Origin of the sequence: Synechocystis sp. FACHB-383 (assembly GCF_014698605.1) — a bacterium.
In the GTDB taxonomy this organism is placed as follows: Bacteria; Cyanobacteriota; Cyanobacteriia; order Cyanobacteriales; family Microcystaceae; genus Synechocystis; species Synechocystis salina.
Map to the genome: position 1 here is coordinate 58,592 of NZ_JACJTJ010000043.1, position 17,407 is coordinate 75,998.

At 47.8% G+C, this 17,407-nt stretch carries 17 protein-coding genes; 10 read left to right on the top strand and 7 right to left on the bottom strand.

Annotation, left to right across the window (positions count from 1 at the left end; translation table 11 throughout):
* Positions 1–1,320: a transposase gene (locus H6G45_RS13025; RefSeq protein ID WP_347338267.1), complete on the bottom strand. Its 1,320-nt coding sequence runs from the start codon at positions 1,318–1,320 to the stop codon at positions 1–3.
* Positions 1,321–1,484: 164 nt separating this feature from the next.
* Between H6G45_RS13025 and H6G45_RS13030 the strand changes: the two genes are divergently transcribed.
* From H6G45_RS13030 to H6G45_RS13045, 4 genes are all read left to right on the top strand, one after another.
* Positions 1,485–3,146: an ABC transporter ATP-binding protein gene (locus H6G45_RS13030; protein ID WP_242018170.1), complete on the top strand. Its 1,662-nt coding sequence runs from the start codon at positions 1,485–1,487 to the stop codon at positions 3,144–3,146.
* Between the two features lie 41 nt (positions 3,147–3,187).
* Entirely contained in the window at positions 3,188–4,342 is a 1,155-nt protein-coding gene (gene recF, locus H6G45_RS13035; RefSeq protein ID WP_190598848.1) for a DNA replication/repair protein RecF, read from the top strand.
* Between the two features lie 249 nt (positions 4,343–4,591).
* Positions 4,592–4,912: a type II toxin-antitoxin system HigB family toxin gene (locus H6G45_RS13040; protein ID WP_190598892.1), complete on the top strand. Its 321-nt coding sequence runs from the start codon at positions 4,592–4,594 to the stop codon at positions 4,910–4,912.
* Between the two features lie 139 nt (positions 4,913–5,051).
* Positions 5,052–5,471 carry a transcriptional regulator gene (locus H6G45_RS13045; RefSeq protein ID WP_190598849.1) on the top strand — a complete coding sequence of 140 codons (420 nt, stop codon included), beginning with the start codon at positions 5,052–5,054 and terminating at the stop codon, positions 5,469–5,471.
* Between the two features lie 264 nt (positions 5,472–5,735).
* On the opposite strand, the gene H6G45_RS13050 is transcribed toward H6G45_RS13045, so the two are convergent.
* The 3 genes from H6G45_RS13050 to H6G45_RS13060 are packed head-to-tail and all read right to left on the bottom strand — an operon-like array spanning position 5,736 to position 8,868.
* The gene (locus H6G45_RS13050) at positions 5,736–6,506 is read right to left on the bottom strand and encodes an SDR family NAD(P)-dependent oxidoreductase (protein WP_190598850.1); all 771 of its coding nucleotides are present in this window, start codon (positions 6,504–6,506) and stop codon (positions 5,736–5,738) included.
* A 23-nt stretch (positions 6,507–6,529) separates the two neighbouring features.
* On the bottom strand, positions 6,530–8,359 hold the full coding sequence (sppA, locus tag H6G45_RS13055; RefSeq protein WP_190598851.1) for a signal peptide peptidase SppA: 1,830 nt from the start codon (positions 8,357–8,359) through the stop codon (positions 6,530–6,532).
* Positions 8,356–8,868: a Ycf51 family protein gene (locus tag H6G45_RS13060; protein ID WP_190598852.1), complete on the bottom strand. Its 513-nt coding sequence runs from the start codon at positions 8,866–8,868 to the stop codon at positions 8,356–8,358. Before H6G45_RS13060 ends, sppA begins: the two co-directional genes overlap by 4 nt.
* Positions 8,869–8,906: 38 nt before the next feature.
* Between H6G45_RS13060 and H6G45_RS13065 the strand changes: the two genes are divergently transcribed.
* The 3 genes from H6G45_RS13065 (at position 8,907) to H6G45_RS13075 (ending at position 12,197) form a co-directional block, all read left to right on the top strand.
* Positions 8,907–9,692 (top strand): alpha/beta hydrolase, encoded by a 786-nt coding sequence (locus H6G45_RS13065; protein ID WP_190598853.1) that lies wholly within the window; start codon positions 8,907–8,909, stop codon positions 9,690–9,692.
* A gap of 133 nt (positions 9,693–9,825) precedes the next feature.
* Entirely contained in the window at positions 9,826–11,109 is a 1,284-nt protein-coding gene (gene hemA / locus H6G45_RS13070; protein ID WP_190598854.1) for a glutamyl-tRNA reductase, read from the top strand.
* Between the two features lie 257 nt (positions 11,110–11,366).
* Positions 11,367–12,197 carry a hypothetical protein gene (locus H6G45_RS13075; protein ID WP_190598855.1) on the top strand — a complete coding sequence of 277 codons (831 nt, stop codon included), beginning with the start codon at positions 11,367–11,369 and terminating at the stop codon, positions 12,195–12,197.
* On the opposite strand, the gene H6G45_RS13080 is transcribed toward H6G45_RS13075, so the two are convergent.
* From H6G45_RS13080 to H6G45_RS13090, 3 genes are all read right to left on the bottom strand, one after another.
* Positions 12,136–13,992 (bottom strand): ABC transporter substrate-binding protein, encoded by a 1,857-nt coding sequence (locus H6G45_RS13080; RefSeq protein WP_199309757.1) that lies wholly within the window; start codon positions 13,990–13,992, stop codon positions 12,136–12,138. The genes H6G45_RS13075 and H6G45_RS13080 overlap by 62 nt on opposite strands.
* Positions 13,985–14,377 (bottom strand): hypothetical protein, encoded by a 393-nt coding sequence (locus H6G45_RS13085; RefSeq protein WP_228024061.1) that lies wholly within the window; start codon positions 14,375–14,377, stop codon positions 13,985–13,987. The genes H6G45_RS13080 and H6G45_RS13085 overlap by 8 nt, the downstream gene beginning before the upstream one ends.
* Before the next feature lie 264 nt (positions 14,378–14,641).
* Positions 14,642–15,607 (bottom strand): DUF362 domain-containing protein, encoded by a 966-nt coding sequence (locus H6G45_RS13090; RefSeq protein WP_190598856.1) that lies wholly within the window; start codon positions 15,605–15,607, stop codon positions 14,642–14,644.
* Between the two features lie 190 nt (positions 15,608–15,797).
* On the opposite strand from H6G45_RS13090, the gene H6G45_RS13095 reads away from it, so the two are divergent.
* The 3 genes from H6G45_RS13095 to H6G45_RS13105 all read left to right on the top strand — a co-directional run bounded on the left by H6G45_RS13095 (position 15,798) and on the right by H6G45_RS13105 (position 17,325).
* Complete coding sequence (locus tag H6G45_RS13095) at positions 15,798–16,259, top strand: DUF29 domain-containing protein (RefSeq protein WP_190598857.1); 462 nt, start codon at positions 15,798–15,800, stop codon at positions 16,257–16,259.
* A gap of 45 nt (positions 16,260–16,304) precedes the next feature.
* Complete coding sequence (locus H6G45_RS13100; RefSeq protein ID WP_190598858.1) at positions 16,305–16,766, top strand: DUF29 domain-containing protein; 462 nt, start codon at positions 16,305–16,307, stop codon at positions 16,764–16,766.
* A 97-nt stretch (positions 16,767–16,863) separates the two neighbouring features.
* Positions 16,864–17,325, top strand: coding sequence for a DUF29 domain-containing protein (locus tag H6G45_RS13105; RefSeq protein ID WP_190598859.1), 462 nt, complete (start codon positions 16,864–16,866; stop codon positions 17,323–17,325).
* The last annotated feature ends 82 nt before the right edge of the window (positions 17,326–17,407 follow it).

Sequence of the window (17,407 nt, forward strand, 5' to 3'; positions counted from 1 at the left end):
CTAACGGGTATGCAGGGAGATTCCTTGGGTCGCCCCAAAAATTTCCTGCTTCAAAGCCAGCCAGCTAGACTGGGTGTTCCCAGCCCCCGCCGCATCGACTCCACAGGCATTTTCAATTACCCGTTGCCCACGGGTACAAATAACTTGTCCTGCCGCAATATCACGGGGTTTAATTGACCCACAATTAAGGCAGTGATGGATTCTAGTGGAGAGGTCTTTGCGAACCTCAGCCCCGCAATCAGGACATTCCTGAGAGGTTCCCCGTGCATCGACCTTGCCGTAATAGACATCCCGTTTCCAGCACACCCAGGGAAGAATTTGGTTGGTGAATTGACCTAATCCAGCATCAAGGGTGTGTTTCCCTAGCATTCCCTTGGCCATGATACGGAAGTCTAAATCTTCCACGAATATCATTCCTGCATTGTTGCAAAGATGGTGGGCTAGTTTGAAGTGCCAATCTTTTCTGGTATCGGCAATACGCTGGTGTACTCTCGCAATTTTCTTCTGGAGCCTTAGCCAGTTAGACGACCCTTTTTGCTTGGTTTTGAGCCTACGTTGCAGTAACTTCAACTTGCGGTGTAGCTCACTAAAAAAGCGGGGCCGCTTGACCTGTTCGCCATCGGAAGTGGAGAGAAAATACTCAAGCCCTACGTCAATCCCCATTGGATGTCCATGGGGTATCGTATCAGGAACACTCACATCGGCTTGAAGGCTTAACACCACAAAATAGCCCGATGCCTTACGAACAATTCTAGCTTGTTTGACTTCAAATATTTGAGGTATTTCCCGTGACCAGCGAACTTTCACCAACCCTAGTTGAGGCAACTTAATTCCGTCAGGGGTGATACAGTTTTTAAGCATTTGTGGAAATACGAATGACCGCATTCTTCTTTGCTTTTTAAACCGAGGTAATCCTGAACGCTTCAGTCGCCACGATTCCCAAGCATTCTCTAACTTCCGAAGAACTTGTTGAAGTACCTGGGCATTAACGGTTTTGAGCCTAGGAAACTTGTCCTTGGCTGAAGTTAACGCCTTGCACTGTAGAGCATAGACGGGAAATGGTGCATCTACTGGCAAGATAAACTCATGCCTAATTGAACACGCATTAACCGGGCACTTCTTGGAATTTAGCCAGTCTTTCCGTTCCCGCAGGGCAAAATTCCAGACATTGCGACACACGTCCAACGTATGCTCAATTTCCGAAACCTGCTCTGCAGTCGGCTCTAACTTAAATTCCCATGCAAGATTTAACATGGCTTTATTGTAACCTACAAAATGACACTGCATTTTGTAATAGCTGTTTTTTCTTCGCTTCACCACTCCCCAAACCTATCGGTTATGGGCGGAGTACTGCGAAGATTTTTGGTAGAATCAACGGGGTTATTTCCCCGATGTAATTTAGTCCTTTGCAGAAAAAATCTTCCCTCAAGTCCCGTTACTGGCTATTAATCCCCTATATTCGTCCCCATCGGCGTACCATTGGGCTGGCTTTTCTTTGTACTCTGCTATTCACCGTTTTTTGGCCTATCCTCGCCTGGTTGGTGGGGCGCATGGCCAAATACATCGGCGAGGGGGATGTGCGCTCCATTTTGATTATGGCAGGGGTGGCAGCGGTCATTTTTCTGGTGCGAGGTATGGCCCAGTACGGGCAGGACACCCTCATGGCCAAGGCTGCCCTCAATATGGCATTGACCCTGCGGGAAAAAACCTACGCCCATCTGCAACGGCTAAGCCTGAGCTATTTTGAGGAGGCAAAAACGGGAGACCTATCCTATCGACTCACCGAGGACATTGACCGCATTGGTGAGGTGGTGAATAAGTTATTTCACGATTTTGTTCCTTCGGCATTGCAATTGGTGGTGGTGTTCGGTTACATGTTTTATCTCAACTGGGCCCTCACCTGTGCGGTGTTGGTCATTGCCCCCCTTATGGCAGTGTTAATTGGCTTTTTTGGGGAACAGTTGTTGAAGTTTAGCCGCCGTAGTCAAACCCGCATTTCCAATTTGTCCTCCCTGTTGACGGAAACCTTGGGGGCCATCCGTCTAGTCAAAGCCTTTGCCGCCGAAGATTACCAATTGGATTTGTTCCGGGAAGAGGCTCAGCAACATCGGCGATCGCAGTTTTTGGCCGAACGCATGAAGGCATTGCAGTTTGTGGTGGTGGGATTTTTGGAAGCCATGGGGGTAGTGGTGTTATTTTGCCTGGCGGCTTGGCAAATTTCCCTCGGCAATTTAACCGGCATTGAATTTATTAGCTACGTCACTGGGGTGGCCATGCTCATTGACCCCATTAGCCACATCACCAGCAATTACAATTTGTTCAAACAGGGGGAAGCCTCCGTTGACCGCATTTTTGAAATTTTTGCCCTGCAACCTTCGGTGGAAGATAGTCCCACCGCCGTGGCCATTGATCACCTCCAGGGGGCGGTGCATTATGAGAACGTCGATTTTGCTTACCTAGAAAATAAACCGGTTTTGAGTAGGATTAATTTACAGGCCGAGCCGGGGGAAATGATCGCCTTGGTGGGAGCTTCCGGGGCCGGTAAGAGCAGCTTGGTGAACTTATTGATGCGGCTCCATGACGTCACCGGCGGCTGTTTACGCATTGATGGCCACGCCATTGATAGCATTACTTTGAAAAGTTTGCGGGAGCAAATCGCCATTGTACCCCAAGAAAATATCCTTTTTTCTGGCACGATCGCCCAGAATATTGCCTTTGGCAAAACGGACTTAGACCTAAAGGCCATTGAGGAAGCAGCTTGCATTGCCAATGCCCACCAGTTCATTACGGAGTTGAGCCAGGGATATTACACCTATGTGGGGGAACGGGGAGTCACCCTGTCTGGGGGCCAACGTCAGCGCATTGCCATTGCCCGGGCAATTTTACGCAATCCCAGCATTTTAATTTTAGACGAGGCCACTTCAGCGTTGGATTCGGAGTCGGAAGCGTTGGTGCAGGAAGCTTTGGAGCGCATTGTCCAGCAAAGGACCGTGTTTGTCATTGCCCATCGCTTGGCCACGGTGCGTAAGGCCACCCGCATTGTGGTGTTGGAACGGGGGGAAATTGTTGAAATGGGTAGTCATCAGGAGTTAATGGCCCACCAAGGCCGCTACGCCCGTTTCCATGCCCAACAGTTTGCTTCCTAGACCGGAAAAGGTTGCTAGTTTTTGCCCCGTTGAGTAAGAAAATGTATCTGAAGAAACTTTATTTACGGGCCTTTCGCAATTACCTCGAAGAGGAGGTGGAATTTTCTGCTCAAAAAACCATTTTGGTGGGCAATAATGCCCAGGGCAAATCTAACTTACTAGAAGCGGTAGAACTATTAGCAACCCTAAAAAGTCATCGTACTAGCCGGGACCAGGAATTAGTTTTAGATGGGGCGGCCAGTGGACAAATTAAAGCTTTACTGGAAAGGCAATACAGTGTGGCGGAGTTGGAGATTGACCTGCGGCGATCGGGCCGGCGCAATCTACGCATTAATCAAAACCAATGCCGCCGCCAGTTAGATTTTTTGGGTTGTTTAAATGCAGTGGAATTTTCCTGTTTAGATTTAGATTTGGTCAGGGGCGCACCGGACTGTCGTCGCCAGTGGCTGGATACTTTATTAACCCAACTAGAACCCCTCTATGCCCATATCTTGGCCCAATATCAACACATTGTTAAGCAGCGCAATGCTTTACTGAAAAGCCTCCGACAGCAGTGGGAAACGGGTCTAGCTTTGGGGGAAGAATTAAGCGCTTCGTTGGAACTCTGGGACCAACAGTTGGTGGAAATGGGCACTAGGATGGCTCGCCGTCGGGCGAGGGGCTTGGCCCGGCTGGCTCCCCTGGCCCAAGAGTGGCATGGACGCATTAGCGGCGGCAATGAAACCCTCACTGTGACCTATCAGCCCAATGTGATCTGGGAAGGGGATGATCCTGATGTAGTACACGAGGCCTTTTTGGCAAGATTGGCCCAACGGCGATCGGCAGAATTGCATCTGGGGGCAACGGTGGTGGGGCCCCATCGGGACGAAGTGGGGTTTGTCATTGATGAAACCCCGGCCAGAACCTATGGCTCCCAGGGACAACAACGCACCCTGGTGCTGGCATTGAAATTGGCTGAATTAAGTTTAATTGAAACGGTAATTGGGGAGCCGCCTCTGTTGCTATTGGACGATGTCTTGGCCGAGTTAGACCTCGATCGCCAGGGGCAATTGTTGATGGCCATTGAAGACCGTTTTCAAACCCTAATCACCACTACTCACTTAAATCGTTTTGATGACCGTTGGCGGCGATCGGCTCAAATTCTGCAGGTGAACGGGGGTCAACTAGATGAACGATGGCCATCGGAGATTGATTGATATTTGATGAACTGAGCCAAACTTATTGAATATCGACAGAAAACTCAAACTACAGAAAAAATGACTGATGTACGATCTCCTCATCGACAAAGTACGCATTAACCATCCGCTTTAATGCCCCTATCGTCAGAAAATGGTGTAGTAACTATTGCCAAAAACTTCGCAAAACGCTAAGATTTAATCGTGGTTAACCCCATAGTCGAGGAAAGCAGATGATGGCTGTCAACCCCATCTTGAGCAACGTTGCCTATGCACATCATCTCGAAAACTGCCCTGAAGCAATTCTGGGAAAAGCATCCAAATGCCAAAGCGAGCTTAACGATTTGGTACAAAATCACCAGCCATAGCCACTGGGAGCATTTAGATGATGTTCGTCAAACCTTTCCCCATGCCGATCCAGTTGGGCAACTAACTGTATTTAACATTGGTGGAAAAAATTATAGGCTCATCACCAAAATTGTCTTTCCCACCAAAGAAAGCAATAGTGGCCGAGTTTATATCAGAGCCGTGTTAACCCACGCAGACTATAGCAAAGGTAATTGGAAAAAGGATTCATGGTTCAAATCATAAATCTAATTTCCTAAAAGATTAAGGAATAGCTAACTTAGAAAAAATCCTAAAATCATCTTGCTTTCCTCTTTAAACACATAATTTTTCAGATTAATCTTTGTCAAAAATAAATTACCCTACTTGCCATAAAAATATTGCTATGAGCGTTACATACTTAAACTTGATTCAATCTTTTCCCCCCCGACCCATTCGCTCCGCCCAAGACTTTGAGGCAACTCAAGCAGTGGTTAATAATCTGCTCGATACAGAGGCGTTAACCGCTGACGAAGAAGATTACTTGGAAGTTCTTGGCACCTTAATCTACGAATACGAACAACAGCAAGGGGATATTATTCCTGATATCCATGGTGTAGAACTTCTGCAAGTTTTGATAGAAGAAAATGAATTAAAGCAAAAAGATCTAGTGCCAATTTTCAAAACAGAATCGATTGTTTCTGCGGTGTTGAATGGCAAGCGACAACTCACAACCCGCCATATCCAAGAATTGGCCGCATTTTTCCATGTCTCACCGGCTGTATTTTTCCCTGCGAATTCTTCTGGGGATTTTCTTATCGCCTAGATTAACCTCTGGGAATATAAAATTAAGTCCTGAATATCTTCATTTTGGAAAGCCAATCCAACAAGTGATGCAAATATTCGTAGGGGCATTGGCGTGAGTTGCCAACAGTTTGTTGCAGAAACAAAATTGCTGCGCCATCACAACAACAATTGACTCACCCCAAAAGTTATCGCTCTCCTATCAGAAAAGGGAAGATAGAAAAGCGATAGTTGCAATCTCCTGATTTTGGCTCGATCAGCTGTATGTAGAACTTTCACGGACAGATTACCAGGGCAAAATACTGCCATCCCAACTATAAAACGTGCCACTATTTTCTGATTTTACCTGCAACAAAATCGCCATTAATTGCCCCACAGTGCGCTCCACAGTAAATAACTTTTCTGGGGGAACATTTTTCTGAAATGGCTGAGACAAAGAGGTATCAGTGGTACCAGGATGGAGCAAAATTACTGCACATTGGGGCGCAACTCGACGGTATTCGATCGCCGTATTTTTGAGCAACATATTCAGCGCCGCTTTAGAAGCTCGGTAACCGTACCAGCCGCCCAACTGGTTATCGCCAATGCTCCCCACTTTAGCGGAAATAGTGGCAAAAACACTGGGGGAAGCATGGCGGAAATGGGGCAAAAAATGTTTGGCTAACAACACCGGGCCAATGCTATTAACGGCGAAATATTGCTGTAACTGTGATGGCTGTAAATGGCGCAAACTTTTTTCTGGTGGGTTGTCATCCACATGGAGAATGCCCACACAATTGATCAGCCAATTAACTTCGGTTTTACCCAATTGCTGACTAAATTGTGCAATCTGACTTTCTGAAGTAATATCCAACGACACTAGAGTTAAACGGTCAGGATTTTCCTTGGCTAAATGATCCAACTCGGCGATCGCCTGGCGGTAGGTGGCCCAAATTTTGACCGGAAAGGGAACTTGGGTAAGGAAATAACGCACAAAACCTAAACCAATGCCCCCGGATGCCCCCACTATGACCACCGTTTGGGGATGATTGTAGACTGGAAAATTCTGGTTTGCCATGGATTCAACCAACCAAAAAATGGTTAAGGATTAAGGAGATGGAAGGTAAAGGGCAAGCGGGCATAAATACCTTGGGGATCATTGAATTGGGCCAACTCTGTCAATTCCCGCTCTAACTGTTGCCAATTGCTTTGCAGAAATGGTGGTAGGACAAAGGAATTAGCCTGGGTGAAACTATGGCTGAGATTGCCCCACAGGAGGGAATTTAGCCCCCTTGGGGTGGGATATTCCTTTACTTGCCATTGCTCTCCCAACTCTGCTTGGGCCGCCGCTAAGGTCAAAGCCGTTTGCAGTCCCCCCAGTTGATCCACTAGCCCAACTTTTTGAGCTTCCACCCCAGTCCAAACTCTCCCCTGGGCCACGGAATCCAAGGCGGCGGGGGGTAAATTGCGGGCACTGCCTACCTTGTCTAAAAAAACATCGTAAACTCTATCCACCGCCCGTTGGAAAATAGCTAACTCCAACTCGGTTTTGGGTTTAATGCTGGAACCCACATTGGCCAACTCTCCAGTGGCCACTTCGTCCCAGTTTAGCCCCAGGCGATCGCCTAAATTTTCCACGTTAAAGAGAATGCTAAAAACCCCAATGGAACCGGTGACGGTGTTGGGTTGGGCGACAATTTTTTCCCCAGCGGTGGCAATCCAGTAACCACCGGAGGCTGCCACATTGCCCATGGAAATAATCACTGGTTTCTGGGCCTGCAAAAGCTCCACTTCCCGCCAGATAATATCCGCTGCACTGGCGCTACCACCGGGACTATTAATTCTGAGTACCACCGCTTTAATGTCATTATCCTGGCGAATAGTCCGCAATAGTTCCCCATAGCGATCGCCGCCGATATTTTCCCAGGTGCCCCTACCATTAACAATGGAACCTTCTAGGTAAACAATGGCTACTTTGGGGCCTTGGTCGTGGCTTTCGGCTTCCCATGTTTGTAGCCGATGGTACTCAGCCAAACTAATTTTTCTAAACTCCTGTTCTTCTTCTTCATCCGCTTTATCGGAGTCATTAATCCAAACCCCTGACTGTTTTAACTCCGCCAAAGCTTCATCCCAATAGGTCACTTTGTCCACCAAATTTTCCCTTAGGGCTATGTCGGCAAAGAGTAAACCTTCTTCATTGGCGATCGCCTGGAGTTGGGGCACTGTTAATGAACGATTATCAGCAACACTGGTTAAATAAATTTGCCAAATTTGCTCTAGCAGGAGCTGTTGTTGCTGGCGATTTTCTGGACTCAGGTTTTCCCTGGTGTAAGGTTCAATGGCCCCTTTGTAGCTACCCACCCGCAGGGTCTGGACCCCAATGCCAGCCTTGGCCAACGCTCCAGTAAAAAAAATTGGCTGGGTTCCCAAGCCGTTCATTTCCACCCCACCCATGGGATTAATTAAAACGGAGTCGGCAGTGGAAGCCAAATAATAGCCTAGTTCACTATAGTTAAGGCCGTAGGCAATAATCTTTTTGCCCGATTGTTTGAATTTAGCTAGGGCCTGTTGCACCTCACTCAAGTTGGCATAACCTTCCACTTGGTTACTGCGACGACCATCAATTAATAGGGCCACAATGCGGTCATCTCCGGCGGCCTTTTCAATGGCATTAACCACCGTTCGCAGGGGTAAAATTTCCTCCCGATTGCCCAGTAAACCCTGCTGTAAATTGAGGGTGGGGCTGGTGTCCCGAATGGGGGTAGCTAGATCGAGAATGAGGGCAGTTTTTTCCTCCAGTACGGGGTCTGCCTCAGCCGCAATCAGTACGAACAACAACACCAAACTGCTGGCCCCAAGGCTAAGCAAAACCACAATGGCTGCCAAGGTTCCGAGGAAACTAGCCACCATTTGCTGGAAAAAATTCTTCATGCCGGCTGACTGCGTGCTAATTCCTGGAGGGCTTTACGGTCAAGTTTAATCTCAATTTGATCGTTTTCCTTGGTGCCTAGGGTGCGGTAGGCGGAGCCTAGATAGAGGGGTTTAGTCAGGCCGGGCTGGGGATGGACCAAAGTTCGGGCCCGAATGACCATTTGTTCATTGCCATCGGTGGAAATGCGGCCGAGGGAAAAGTAATTATTGGCGGCCTGTTTGAGAGTGGCTTCCACTTCCGTGGGGGATACGGTCACCGGCACACTAATGACAAGTTGATTGGCGCCATTGTCATACACCCGATTGAAGCGCACCGACCCTTCCACCGCCGGGCGGTCAAACATGCCCAAACCGAGGCCAAAAATACCCACTGTTAAAACCGTCATGAAGCTCGTCACCCCCACCAGGCGAAAGCGGAATCCCCAACGGAAGATAAAGGCCAGCACCATGAAAATAAAACTGGCGATCGTAGCGTAGGCGGACCAACGAAGATAAATGGTAACGTCCATAGGTAGGGAGAGAATTACGTCAACAAATCTAACAGAAAATGCAGTTAGTTAATCTTCATCCCCCCGATCGCCAACGGCCCAGCTTGCTTTATTTGCCTGGGTTGGATGGCACGGGTAAATTGTTTTATCGACAACGGCCAGAGTTGGTGGATTACTTTAACCTGCTGGCTCTGCGCCTGACTCCGGGGCCTCTCCCAGACGATTGGTCGGCGATCGCCAACGTCTTACACCAATTAATCCAGCAACAGGAGGGGTTAACGTTGCCCCTCTACCTCTGTGGGGAATCCTTTGGGGGCTGCTTGGCCCTGGCCTATAGCTGTTTATATCCCCGGGAAGTGGCCAAGTTAATTTTGGTCAATCCTGCCACCGCCTTTGACCGTCGCCCTTGGTTACAGTGGGGCATTCCTTTCCATCAGTGGTTACCCAGCGCCCTACAAACGGTCACTACCCTCACCGGGCTACCCTTTTTAGCCGCCGTAGAACGTTTACAACCCCGGGATCGTCGCCAATTGCTCAATGCCATGCGCTCCATTCCTCCGGCGATCGTGGCCCAACGGTTGGCCCTATTGCAAAATTTCAACCAACAGGGATTAGACCTAGGAAAAATCAGCGCCCCCAGCTTAATTTTGGCCAGTGGCCGGGATTTACTACTGCCTTCCGTAGAAGAAGCCCACAAGTTACAGGCCCATCTTCCCAAGGCCATGGTGAAAATATTGCCCCACAGCGGCCACGCCTGTTTGCTGGAAAAAGAATTATCCCTACAAAAGATTTTGCAAACTTCCCAATGGTTACCGGAGCTAGTTTTACTTAACAAAAATTCATGAGCCCCGGCGGTATTGACCCTTGATTGTGGTCTGCCATTCGGACTACATTGCAAAGATTAGAGAAACTTGTTTAACAAAAAACGTCGTAATTTTTGCGACCACCACCTTATTAGAGAATCCTTTAGGAGAACCCATGAATATTGCCGTTGTGGGACTGAGCCATAAGACAGCCCCGGTGGAAATTCGCGAAAAACTCAGCATCCAAGAAGCTAAGTTGGAGGAAGCGTTAACCCATCTGCGGAGTTATCCCCACATCGAAGAAGTCACTGTCATTAGCACCTGCAACCGCCTGGAAATTTACGCGGTGGTGACGGACACGGAAAAGGGGGTGGTGGAAATTACCCAATTCCTTTCCGAAATTGGCAATATTCCCCTGGCAACCCTACGCCGTTATTTGTTTACCCTCCTCCACGAAGATGCGGTGCGCCATTTGATGCGGGTGGCGGCTGGCCTGGAAAGTTTGGTGCTGGGGGAAGGGCAAATTCTCGCCCAAGTGCGTACTACCCATAAGTTGGGACAGAAATATAAAGGGGTGGGTCGTCTGCTCGATCGCCTCTTTAAACAAGCCATTACCGCCGGTCGTCGGGTCAGAACAGAAACGGACATTGGTACGGGGGCTGTGTCCATTAGTTCCGCCGCGGTGGAGTTGGTTCATCGTCAGGTGGATTTATCGAGCCAAAAAACCGTCATTATCGGGGCCGGTAAAATGGCTTGCCTGCTGGTAAAACATTTGTTGGCCAAGGGAGCTACGGACATTACCATTGTCAACCGTTCCCAACGCCGTTCCCAGGATTTAGCCAACCAATTCCCCCAAGCCCAACTGACCCTCTGTCCCCTCACCGATATGTTTACGGCGATCGCCGCTGGGGATATTGTCTTCACCAGCACTGGGGCGACGGAACCGATTTTGGATTGCCAGAACTTGACTGGCTGTGTGGTTAACCGCAAGAGCTTAATGCTAGTGGATATTTCCGTGCCCCGTAACGTGGCCGCCGATGTCCACGCCATGGAACAAGTGCGGGCTTTCAACGTGGATGACCTTAAGGAAGTGGTGGCTCAAAACCAAGCCAGCCGTCGGCAGATGGCCCGGCAAGCAGAGGCTTTACTAGAAGAAGAAATTGCCGCCTTTGACCTCTGGTGGCGATCGCTGGAAACGGTGCCCACCATCAGTTCCCTCCGCAGTAAGGTGGAAGATATTCGGGAACAGGAATTGGAAAAAGCCCTTTCCCGTCTGGGCAGCGAGTTTGCCGAAAAACATCAAGAAGTAATCGAAGCCCTCACCAGGGGCATCGTCAACAAAATTCTCCATGAACCCATGGTGCAACTGCGGGCCCAACAGGACATTGAAGCCCGTAAGCAATGCCTGCGCTCCCTCAAAATGCTGTTTGATTTGGAAGTGGAAGAACAGTTCGGTTAGAACTTATTGTGAACTACTCCTTTCTGTTAAAGCGAGACAGGGGAATTTCCGCTTCTAAAGGTTGAAGGACCCCCTACCCGTTAGTTATGGGGGGGTTAACCCTAATTTTTTCCGTTTCCAAGTTGTTAAGAACTCAAAAATCGGCTCCCTGTTCTCCCGTGGAGTCGTTTTCCCTTTTGGTCCCCGTCCCCAAAGCCTAGCCAAACTCCTAAGCTAGAATTATCGAGGAAGACATTAGCGCCGAGGACAACTAGGCCATGGCATTGGTCCACAGCGGGGTAATTGAGAACTATATCCAACGGGTGACCGAGTTAAGTCAATCCACCCAGCGCATTCCTACCAGCACGGAACTAGAGGCGATCGCCGGGGAACTGGGCATTGAGCCGGAGGAAATCAAGGCCGCCCAAAAACAGGCAACCGACCATTTCACCAGAGCCCAGGGCTATATGCGTTTGGGTTATTGGGATGATGCCATTGCGGAGCTGGACGATGCCATCGCCTTTAATCCTGGAGAATCAAAGTTTTTGCTTTGTTCCGCTGAAGCCCACCTCGGTAAGTGGAAACACCATCACCGTGCCCAGGATGCAGATCAAATGCATTTGCGGGTGCGCCAATGTCTATCCTTAGACCCTGGTTGTGAAGCAGCTTTAAATTTGCTGGGGGAATTTCGACGGCGGCAGAGGAGCTATTTCCGCACTTTAATGGGGGGTCTGATCTTTGCGGGGGCTGTGCTCTGTGGAGGGGGAATTTACTATTTTCTCCAGGGGGGACTACCGTTTGTAATTGAAGAAAAGGCCCGTTTGGAAGATTTGCAAAACACCATCAGGAGTCAAAACGATACCATTGCCCAACTGATTGGGGAACAGAAAGCCCTACGGCGGGAGTTTGAAGCTGCCCTAAATCAGCAACTGCAAGAAAATCGTCAGAGCGGCGATCGCCTCAATAAACTGTATGCCCGCTTTAAATATCTAGAGGATAAGGTCAAAGAATATCAAAATCCTCCCATTGTGGTGCCGACCCCAGCCCCTACTCCCCCCCCGGCCCAGGGGAATTCATCACCGCCGTTGGTGGATGGTCGCAAAAACTAATGGAAGGCAAATTCCAGAACGCTCCCCCTAGGGCAGAATACTCAATGCCGCAGAAGCGATTGCGCACCGCCGAGAGGGAATAGGGACTCACCAGATAAATAAAGGGCAAATATTCCTGCACCTCCATCTGCATTTGGTCGTAAACCAGACTTCGTTCCTGTTGGGGAATAATTTGGGACGCTTTTAGGGCCAAATTGGCGATGTTCTGCTCCCAGGGAGCCACCGTTTGTCCCTGTAAAGGTTGGGCGCCGGCCTGGGGGTGCTGATTAAACATATGTAAATTGCCCTTAACATACCAAACATTAGGTATATGGGGATCGTTGCCGCCGGTCAGTCCTAAAACCACCGCATCCCACTCTAAGCTATTGCTTAACTTGTCCACTAACACGCCAAAACTGATGGGGCTAAAGTCCACTTGCATGCCCAATTTACCTAGATCTTCTTGAATTTGAGTACCCAAAGCTTCCCGCACTTTATTGCCGGCATTGGTGTTGAGCACAAAGCGGACACGGTTACCCCGATCATCCAATAATTGTTGTTGATTGTTATAGGTAAAGCCCCCTGCTTTTAGTAATGCTTGCGCTTTTTCTGGGTCATAGCTATAGACTTTGACATCGGGATTAAAAAAGGGAGATTGCACGGGGATAAAGGAATTTTGCTTTTCCCCCAGCCCTCGATAAATGTTATTAACCATTCTTTCCCGGTCAATGCCATAGGCGATCGCCTGACGGAAATTGAGATTATTAAACCAGCGAGATTTAATTGGGTCCACTAAGGGTTTGCCCTGGCGCTTACCTTGGTTGAGATTAAAGGTTAAATAGGTGCTAGCGTAGGTGGGGCCACCGTTATAGATGACAAAATTACCCCGTTCCTCCTCCTGTTTGAGCAGGGAAAAGGATTCCGGCGGCACTCCCAGGGAATCTAAACTGCCAGAACGAAATTGCAGCAGGGATGTATCGGTGCTTTCCACAATGGCCCACACCACCCGGGGAATATAGGGCAGGGATTCACCGTTGGGGCCCTTTTCCCAGTAGTAGGGATTCTTACTAAAAATTACCCGTTGGCTGGTGACGTAGCGGGCTAATTTATAGGGACCATTGACCACAATTTGATCCGGGGGAGTGTTGGTGCCCCAGGTGCTTAAAAATAAGGGATTACCATTTTCATCGGTCTTTTCCACCGTTTCCCGCAGAATATGGGCGGGCAAAATCGGAAATTGGGCCGTGTCTAAAAAGGGGGCAAAGGGTTCTGGGATGTTAAAAGCCACCTGGCGATCGCCTACTTTTGTGATCTTCGGTTCGGCCTGACTTTCTCCCACCTTCAAACCGTCCCGGTAATTATTGGGAATTTTGGGGTTTAAATAAAGATCATTGTAGGAAAATAGTACATCATCGACAGTGAGGGGTTCTCCGTCCGACCAGCGTAGACCTCCCCTGAGGGTAAAAGTGATGGTCAAATTATCCGGCGAAATTTCCCAACTTTCCGCCAAAGCTGGTGTTCTTTCCCCAGTGAGGGGATTTTCCCTGATTAGCCCTTCGTAGATATAACCAAAAACGTTGGGGGATTCCTGGGACAGAACGGCATTAAAAGTTTTGGGATCGCTCAACACGGAAAAAACCACCTGGTCTTTTAGTTCCGGAGAAAAACAACCTCCTAAGGAAAAAGTCAGCATGAGGCAACACAACACCATACTGACTAATTTTCGTCCCCAACTCCGACCCAGTGGATAATTTTGCTGGCCTAACTTTTCTACCTTGGCGATCGCCGTCTTCCTTTTTTCTACCACCCTATTCATTGCTACTTTGTTTCCCCAATGCGTAAACTGCCCCTGTGAAGACCGTCAATATGGCCAAGCTGATGGACCAACTCCCTCCTAAGCCCCATTTCAAGCCCCAATTACAAAGGGCTCCCATGACGAGGAAGGGCAAAATACTCATCACCGAAGCATAGAAAGCATTCTGGGCTTCCCGAGCCTCCCTGGTGCGTTCATATTCTTCTACAGAAGTGTAGAGGGAACGTTCGGCAAAATTAAACCACCGTTGCAACTGTTCAATTAGCCAATTGCGCCCACTGCCCCAAGTTAGGTACAGCCCCAATGCCCATAGGGTTGCGCCGGCAATCATCGCCGTATTAATGGGAATTTCGAAAGGAATCCAGTCCATGAGCATGGGGAGCGCCATTTGCAGTTTTTAGAATCTTAACAAACCCCCTGCCCCCACCACGGCGATCGCCCCTGGCCGCCGATAACGAAAAATTTAAATTTAGCCTAAATCCAGCCATGAATATCCGTCTCTAAAGTACAGATAAACACGAAAAAGAAAGCCGCCACTGAAGCAATGGGCGACCTCTAGCAATCGGAGGGTGATATTGACTTTATGTCTTATCTTTAGGTTAAGGCCGGAACGGCGGGCTTTATGTAGCCTATTTGACGAAAGTTCCCGTAACTAAGCTTTCCCCGTATAGATATGTAAGGGTTCCTTGACAAAGCGAATGTAAAAATGTTTGAACGTGGAGCGCAATACCCTGGGCAGGCCAAAATCAATGGGCATCAACACTTCCGGTAGTTTCCAATTATCTACCACCAACTCCCGGGGATGGGCCAGAGGAAAGGTCAATTCAGCGGGGGTGGGATTGAGTCCTAGCCGTTCTTGGGCCGCCATGGTGGGAATAGTAGCGGGGTCTAGTTGCAAAATATCGGTGATGACAAAATCTAGAGCAAACACATCGGGGCCAGCGGCCAATAACCCCACTTCCCTGGGGTCACCGTGCATCGGGCCATTGCCTTCATGGGCCATAATGCCATCCAAAATGGTTAAATCCGGGGCGATCGCCTTGGCAGTTTCCACCAACATTTCCCCAAAGCGATTGGCATCCTTGCCGGCTTCCATGTGCCACCAAGCTTTCATTTTGCCGGGGACGCAACCGAATAAATTTTTTACCCCCATGGTCATGGTCAATTGGGAATGGGATTTAAGCTTGGGTAAATTAATCACCACGTCTGCATCCATGGCCTCCTTGGACAGGCGCAAATGATTAAAATTATCGCTATCAGTGGCATAGCGCCCCCCCCGGAATTCCACAATGGGAATATTCAATGCCTGCAACAGAGGCAAATAGCCGTTATTCTCTGCCACCCCCCGGGCTGAACCAAACGCAGGACTATCCCCCATAAACGGTTTACCGCCTGCTTCCTGCACCAGCTGGGCCACGGCGGCTACCATTTCAGGGCGGGTAATACATTCCCTGCCGGGCCGGTTACCAGTCAACAAATTGGGCTTGAGCAAAACCCGATCACCTGGTTTGACAAAGTTGCCCATGCCGCCGAGGGGTTCAATTAAAGTTCTCAGGGAAGCCAGTAAACTTACTGCTTCGTAGGATTGGGCACGGAGCAAGCTAACGGGTTTGACCATGGTAGCGGCGAGTGATTGTAAACAAATGTGAATATAAACCTATTTCCGATTCTAGTCACATCAGACCCAAGATGCCAATTTGGGAGGACAATTTCTGCCAGTGTCCAAGATCGGAACGGAGAAAGTCACAGACCCTTAATTATCACCAACAATCCCGTCTATAATCGATTCATTGATTGGGGTGAAAAGTATGGTTGTAGAACTCACCGAAAGCAAAACTTTGTATGACACCGACTATAACCTCTGGGTGTTGGATATGGCGGCAAAACTTAAAAGGCAAGAATTTTCTGCCCTAGACTTAGAAAATTTAATTGAGGAGATAGAAGATTTGGGCCGGCGAGATAAGCGAAAACTTGAAAGTCTGCTCATGAAATTAATTGAACACCTCCTAATTTTGCAATATTGGCAGGCAGAAAAGTACAGAAATAGGGGGCATTGGGAACGGGAAATCTTTAATTATCGTAAACAAATTAACCGTCTTTTAGCAGACAGTCCTAGTCTTAATAATTATCTGGACAATAAATTTCATTCTTGTTACTTAGATGGAAAAAAAATGGCAAGCAAACATTCTCAACTTCCCCTCAGCACTTTCCCAGAAGCTCCCATCACGACCCTGGAAGATTTACTAGATGAGGATTGGTTACCGGAATAGACGAAAACTAGAATTAAGTTTATAACTAATTACGAGGTAAATACTATGGTTGCTGAACTCCGCAAAACTAATACAAATCTTTATAATGCCGATTACAATCTTTGGGTCTTGGAGACCATCGCCAAATTAAAAAATAAAGACCTAGAAAGTCTAGATTGGGAAAATTTAATTGAGGAGATAGAAGACTTGAGTCGGCACGATAAACATAAACTACAAAGTCTTCTCAATCATATTTTTGAACATCTCCTTTTGATTGTTTACTGGCAAGCAGAACTTGTTCGGAATCAAGAGCGTTGGGAAAGGAAAATTTTAAATTTCCGCTTACAATTTATTCAGGTATTAGAGGATAGTCCGAGTTTACGTAACTATGCAAGGGATTATTTAACTGAGGGGTATAAAAGAGGCAGAAAATTAGCGGCCAAACACTCTCAACTTCCACTCAGTAAGTTTCCCGAATATCCTATTGCTACTCTTGAACAGGTAATTGATGAAGATTGGTTACCCTAGGCGATCGCTACATGACTCATTTGGGTGTATAGATGTTATCCCCATTGATTGAGTGGAAGTTAAAATAAGATTTATAACTAATTACGAGGTAAATACTATGGTTGCTGAACTCCGCAAAACCAATACAAATCTTTATGATACCGATTACAATTTATGGATTTTAGACACCGTACAAAAGTTGCAATGCAAAGATTTAGACAGTCTGGATTGGGAAAATTTAATTGAAGAGGTATTAGGTTTAGGGCGCAGTGACAAAAGAAAGCTCGAAAGCTTAATGACAGGGTTAATAGAGCATCTTCTCAAATTAGGCTATTGGCAATCTGAAAGAAATTATAATCAAAATCACTGGCGCAGAGAAATTCGTAATTTTCGCAAACAAATTAAACGAGAATTAAAGGCTAGTCCTAGTTTGAAAAATTACCTTGTCCAAATATTTGACGAATTATATCAAGATGCAAGGGAATTATTAGCTGATGATTCCGGGTTACCCATTGATATATTTCCCGAGCAACCCATTGCTAGTATCGAGCAGTTACTGGATGAAGATTGGTTGCCCTAGGCGATCGCCTTGATGGAGATGATGCTACACCGTGAGTTATGGGAACACTATCTGGTTTGGTTAAGTTTTTTGAAGAGGCGAT

Bases quoted from the DNA above. Each gene is read 5' to 3' on its own strand.
- recF (WP_190598848.1), top strand. From the start codon at position 3,188: ATGTATCTGAAGAAACTTTATTTACGGGCCTTTCGCAATTACCTCGAA.
- H6G45_RS13040 (WP_190598892.1), top strand. From the start codon at position 4,592: ATGCACATCATCTCGAAAACTGCCCTGAAGCAATTCTGGGAAAAGCAT.
- H6G45_RS13045 (WP_190598849.1), top strand. From the start codon at position 5,052: ATGAGCGTTACATACTTAAACTTGATTCAATCTTTTCCCCCCCGACCC.
- H6G45_RS13050 (WP_190598850.1), bottom strand. From the start codon at position 6,506: ATGGCAAACCAGAATTTTCCAGTCTACAATCATCCCCAAACGGTGGTC.
- sppA (WP_190598851.1), bottom strand. From the start codon at position 8,359: ATGAAGAATTTTTTCCAGCAAATGGTGGCTAGTTTCCTCGGAACCTTG.
- H6G45_RS13060 (WP_190598852.1), bottom strand. From the start codon at position 8,868: ATGGACGTTACCATTTATCTTCGTTGGTCCGCCTACGCTACGATCGCC.
- H6G45_RS13065 (WP_190598853.1), top strand. From the start codon at position 8,907: ATGCAGTTAGTTAATCTTCATCCCCCCGATCGCCAACGGCCCAGCTTG.
- hemA (WP_190598854.1), top strand. From the start codon at position 9,826: ATGAATATTGCCGTTGTGGGACTGAGCCATAAGACAGCCCCGGTGGAA.
- H6G45_RS13075 (WP_190598855.1), top strand. From the start codon at position 11,367: ATGGCATTGGTCCACAGCGGGGTAATTGAGAACTATATCCAACGGGTG.
- H6G45_RS13080 (WP_199309757.1), bottom strand. From the start codon at position 13,992: ATGAATAGGGTGGTAGAAAAAAGGAAGACGGCGATCGCCAAGGTAGAA.
- H6G45_RS13085 (WP_228024061.1), bottom strand. From the start codon at position 14,377: ATGGCGCTCCCCATGCTCATGGACTGGATTCCTTTCGAAATTCCCATT.
- H6G45_RS13090 (WP_190598856.1), bottom strand. From the start codon at position 15,607: ATGGTCAAACCCGTTAGCTTGCTCCGTGCCCAATCCTACGAAGCAGTA.
- H6G45_RS13095 (WP_190598857.1), top strand. From the start codon at position 15,798: ATGGTTGTAGAACTCACCGAAAGCAAAACTTTGTATGACACCGACTAT.
- H6G45_RS13100 (WP_190598858.1), top strand. From the start codon at position 16,305: ATGGTTGCTGAACTCCGCAAAACTAATACAAATCTTTATAATGCCGAT.
- H6G45_RS13105 (WP_190598859.1), top strand. From the start codon at position 16,864: ATGGTTGCTGAACTCCGCAAAACCAATACAAATCTTTATGATACCGAT.